Origin of the sequence: Vibrio sp. V04_P4A5T148 (assembly GCF_963875605.1) — a bacterium.
GTDB lineage: Bacteria > Pseudomonadota > Gammaproteobacteria > Enterobacterales > Vibrionaceae > Vibrio > Vibrio anguillarum.
In genome coordinates, this window is the sequence record NZ_CAWNMS010000095.1 from 1 (window position 1) to 5,355 (window position 5,355).

Below are 5,355 nucleotides of genomic sequence, written 5' to 3' on the forward strand. Positions count from 1 at the left end.
TTTTAGAATCATATTTACAGTTATCTTGATCACTGCACAAAATAGCTAAAACAGGCTTACCTGGAGTAAACTCATAGACTTTAAGTGGCTGGTCATGAAAAGTTTCAGTAACATAAGAAAGCCAAAGAATAGCATCATTATTTAACTGAGATGAGAAAGCAGCGTATTGCACTATTTTAACTTCTTTAGTAGAACTAAATTCCTCATGGTAATTAATATTAAATTCTTTGTTATCTAATTTATTTATCTCATCTACTTGAAGTTCATTGTCAACTCTTGGTTTATGTATATTATTGCTTAACTCCTGTTTTTTCTCATTCATGATATTGAATGGTTACTAACGCAAACCAAGCCCGAACCATGTGTTCAAACTTCTTGCTTCATTGCCTTCATGTAGGCTAATGTAACTAAACCATTGGAGGTTATTATTAATTTTATAACCTAATTCTAACTTTGACTGAATACCACTTTTATTATCGTCTTTATAATATCCCAACCCGTAAACTAAGCTAAATTCAGGGTCTAAATCATATTCATATCTTAGATAAGAGCTTAATTCCATATCATTTTCATTGTTAGTATATAATGTGCCTTCGGCGCTAAACGTATCAAAGTCATATTTAGAACCAATGCCATATCGACTAACTATATCATTTCTTGAAAATCCACTATGTATTGAAATATCGTAAACACTCGCGTCAACAATATTGGAAAATATAATCAATGAAATAAGTTTTATTATGTGGCCATATTTTGTATCTAACATAATTATTACTCAATAGAAGTTAAACTTAAAACAAAACTCGTAGAGTAACTACCAGCAGAAACATCATCATTAGGAAATGAAGCTTTTATTTTCATGCTTTTAATTTGACTTTTAGTCAAAGAAATACCTTGATTAGATATTTTAAGACAATTAATTAGAGATTGCTCACAGATATAAAAAGATATCGTTCGATTAATTAAATTACCTTTGGGACCTATGTTTTGAGGAGAGTCAACGCTTAGATGATAATTCTTATAAGATAAATCTTCGATGAAATCTTTTAGATCACGAGAATAAAAAGAGTACTTTTCGTCAACCGTATCAACAAAATTACCGTAAATCATACGCTCAGCAGCTTGTGGTATGCTGCTGAAAAATAGCAAAGTTAGAAATATAATTTTGTAAATCATTTAGTCAACCTTAGAGCATGTTAAAGCGCTTATTTGGTGGATGCCATTAATACTTTCTATATTATCAAATGAACAATACCAACGTTCATCTTCATTTCGTATTGATAGGCTATCAATCTTTTCAGTTGTTTGAATAAAGAAGTTTCCTTTACTATCAATATCTAGCATTGATATTTCCCTATTTTCAATTTTACTTGACATAAAATTGTTTTTATTAGGAATAGATCCAATATAGAAATATTGTGTGTCTGTTTTTAACTTATGAATCAATATGTTTCCTGGGGTTAAAAATACATTACGCTTATCAGTTCCAGTGATTATAGATTGAATACTAGAACCACTAGATATATTACTTTCAGATATACGGTATGTATTTTGTTTATAGCCATATACAGGATGCATTATCCGTGGAAATATCGGTTGAGAGTCTGTTTCAGTACCTAATCCGCTTACTGAATGTGGTACAGGCTCTCCAGAATCACTTTCAATAATAATAGCGGCGCTATTGTCATTAATTCCTGTTCGTCCCATTGCAAATTGGCCCTCTTCATCTAGTGAAAAGCCGACAGAGTATCCAAGATATGCAGATTCTTTGCTTTTTTTCTCGTTACGATTGATATAGGTAACGCCAGATAAGGAGCCTAATTCATGAAAGTTTTTTCTCACATTTCCCGAGAGATTGACGTTACCACTATCATATTGCTCAAGACGAAGGTTTAGCTGTTCATCGTTTTTCCCACTTCGACTGTAGCCTGCATTAATTGCCTTATCACCGTTGTTATAGGTAATTGATGAATAATACGAATCATCGCTGTTGCGTAACGACAATGTTAAATTCATATAAAAAACGCTATCGTTGTCTTTACCTCTCAACTGGCTCTCTGACCAGGTCGCACTTAAATTACTGTTAAGATCAGAGAATCTAAAATTACGACCCAAACTGATACTGCGACGAGAAATTTTTGTATCCGGACGCTGTAACTGATCATAACGTCGTTCGGTTACGTCATAACCGACTCGTATATTGTTACCCCATAAGTTTGTACCTGCATTAACTCGCCATTGATCCATGCAGGTATAGAGACCCGAACTGATGCAGTTATCTTGATTAATAGATCGATTTTCAGTGGTTAAACTTAATTTATCCAGATTTATGCTATTGGTTAAGCTCCAACCTTGAATTTGGTTACCATTTTCCTGGCCAGCAATAAAACGCCCGTTTAAAGACCATCTTGAGATAATTTCAGGAGTTAGCGCAAAGGTATCGGTCGCAGAGACGCCGATTTCGGTTAACCAATGATCTCGGCCCATTTGTGATGCCAACGAGATATCACTCAGCCATAGGTTTTTATCTTCAAGCGGTAGCCATGTAGCTAACTCAACAACGGCTTGATCATTTTGTTCGGTTTGACCGAGTTTTAATAACCACTGCGCGCGGCCATCGCTCACCCTCAATGGGCTTTGAAGTGAATAAACTTCAGTACGGGAAAACTCTGTACCTTCAAATATTTTCACTTCAACATTAAAACTACCAGAAGGAAGATCACTCCGTTGAATTTGGTTATAGCCGGAATTGAGTGCCTGAGAATGAATGAGCACGCCATACAGATAGAAATCGGCTTTACCGCCTGTCGCGCTAAAGATATCGATGTCTTGCTGACCAAAATCAGCAGTTGGCGCTTGATAAAAGTGCATACCAGTGCCAAATTGCAGGCCATTGACCGTGTTGCTTGGTAAAAGCTGATGATTGAAGCCCCCCTCGCTAGAGCGATTAGCCGAGTAACTGGCTAATTTCCCAGCTTTTAGATACCAACGTTGATCGAAATCATGTCTTAAATATGCGGCATCAATAATACTTTTTGTTTCATCATGCGTGTTACTGATGCTAGACTCAAACGCAACATAAGTATCATTTGCCAATCCTATAGTGGTATTACCGCGTAAGCCAAGTTGATAAGTATCATCAAACCCTGTTTGGGTTGAAAGGTTTAACGACTGTAACCACGCGCGTCTTTGGTGTCGGTCGGCAGTGCGATAATAGCCCGCCTCACTCTGTTGATTAAGCCAATCCGCATCGATGTTGATCTTTATCGACAGCGAGTCTTGATCGTAAACGGGTAATACTTTATTAGTTTTAATATCACATTGGCTGGGTTGAATCGCGCAATAGCGTTCATTGACCAACGGAAATTCAAAGCTGAGTTTATTTTGAAACGCCTGATGATGCGCTTCTTGTACTACTGATTTCAAGTCATTAAACACAAGCTGCGGTTCAAGAAACGTTAATGTATCGTGATTTATTACAACTTGGTAATAGCCCATGAAAGTATTATTGTGCTGAAGTTCAATAACTTCATTACGTTGTTCAAGCAAATCTTCGAAACCAGCAGGAACGGCGAATACCGATATAGAATTTATAGAAATCAACAGTGACAACAATCGTTGACATGTTTTTGTATTAATAGACATCTCGAAAACTTACCAAAATATAAAATCAAATAGGACTAACGATCTTTTTCAAGGGTCAGCAAGTTATTAAGTTGCTGTGGATAGCGATATTTAATCGCAGCTACCGACTTATCATCACTGGTTTGCCAATGATAGTTATTGTTGTGGTAAACATTGATATTTTTTTCAGGCTTTTTCCATGCACAATCAGCCATACTTGTACCGACGCACTCTGATACGATCTGAAAATGTGAATTACCTAGGTTAACGATATGATCGTCATTAGCGACGATATTTGGCTTATTTTCTTTCGGTTGCACGCGAATAACCCCACCTAAACTTAAACTAACACGGGAGGTTGCTGAAACATCCTTGTTTAGAAGGTTTGTCCCATGATATTGATCTTCCGTGACTTGCTGAAAATAGATGCGGTAAACTTGTTCCATGTCTATATCCTGAGCAAGTACTAATACTTGTACTCGGCGTTGATCGTTGGGCTTTAAAATCAGCTTGTCAGGAATTACCCGAATATCACGTAATGAATTAATCGCAATTTCTTCCTCATCGTCATTATTGGGTGATAGAATTTTTGTTACGTTGACTTTAATATATTGGTCATCGGTTTTATTTTGTGAATTAATGATATAGCTAATACGTTCCCCTTGGGTGTCATGAAATATTGGCGAGATCTCAAAATAACCTGCGCTCGCATAATTAGACAGGAAAATCAGTCCTAAAATAATAAAATTAATGCCTACTAAAATAACCACCTTGGTAAGTGATCGATGAATCTTCATTTATAAACCTGCTCTCTTTTGGAAAATAGTAAAAATATAATAGAGAGCAACTATAATAGTTTGCTCTCTAAATAATTATTAGCAGTTATCTAGTTAGAATTTTGGAGTAATCGTTAGGTCCCATACACTTTCATAGGTTCCAGTCTTCCATGGACCAGTTGCTCCTTTAGTGTGTTTGATCGTGAAACCACCAAATTCAACATCTGGATCAAGACTGGTAGTGTAAACAGCCGAACCTTGTACAACCTTCAATGCATTGAACGCTTTATCTGTTTCGCCTGGAACCGACATCCAATGGTCCTTACCACATACATAGCCAATTTGACCACCAGTCGACGCTGCGTTGTGATCTATATCACGACAACTAGTACCATCAAAGGTAAATGACTTAGCCTTGAAGGTTAAATCAAATGATGTTTCACCAGCGCCGGCGCTGATTTTAGCCCGCTCAAGGAGGGTCACACTCATGTCAGCCGACGGATCAGCTTGCAACGCTGACATATCATAGTTGGCATTAATCGCTGGTTGGTTCATAATATTGCCATCGCCATCAGTAAGAACTGCTAGCGATGGGGCAATCGTCCCACTTACAGTAAAAGTGTATTCTTTATCGCCGACAGCAGCAGTGTCATTAGCATTAGCATTAGCGAAACCAGACATCATTGATACAGATAATGCTGTTAAAGTGAAAATCTTATTTTTCATTGAATTTAATTCCTAATCGATTGTTCAATATTCATATAGTAGACATCCCTGACCCCTGTCATGTAATCCTTCCTTTGGTTCCTTGCTTGAGAAGTTGCAGTTACTATGCTCTCTAATGCGAATGCATTGTCCGCCCTTGAGGCGAACAATGCGACGAAATAAAAATACATTAAAATAAACCATTTAATTCAATAGTTTGTTTAATTATTTATTTTTATTTATTCTATAG

Annotated in this window: 6 protein-coding genes; all 6 read right to left on the minus strand. The window is 36.6% G+C overall.

The annotated features are described in order from the left end of the window. Positions 1-322 (minus strand): hypothetical protein (locus AACT18_RS16980; protein ID WP_141138112.1); only part of this gene is annotated, 322 nt, incomplete at its 3' end. 15 nt (positions 323-337) lie between these two features. Then, entirely contained in the window at positions 338-766 is a 429-nt protein-coding gene (locus AACT18_RS16985) for a hypothetical protein (RefSeq protein WP_094146629.1), read from the minus strand. Positions 767-771: 5 nt separating this feature from the next. Then, positions 772-1,176, minus strand: coding sequence for a hypothetical protein (locus AACT18_RS16990; protein ID WP_094146630.1), 405 nt, complete (start codon positions 1,174-1,176; stop codon positions 772-774). Then, on the minus strand, positions 1,177-3,645 hold the full coding sequence (locus tag AACT18_RS16995) for a TcfC E-set like domain-containing protein (protein ID WP_094144216.1): 2,469 nt from the start codon (positions 3,643-3,645) through the stop codon (positions 1,177-1,179). It abuts the gene before it with no gap. Between the two features lie 35 nt (positions 3,646-3,680). Next, complete coding sequence (locus AACT18_RS17000; protein WP_094143643.1) at positions 3,681-4,421, minus strand: hypothetical protein; 741 nt, start codon at positions 4,419-4,421, stop codon at positions 3,681-3,683. Between the two features lie 93 nt (positions 4,422-4,514). After that, complete coding sequence (locus tag AACT18_RS17005; protein ID WP_094144217.1) at positions 4,515-5,126, minus strand: hypothetical protein; 612 nt, start codon at positions 5,124-5,126, stop codon at positions 4,515-4,517. Positions 5,127-5,355: the final 229 nt, after the last annotated feature.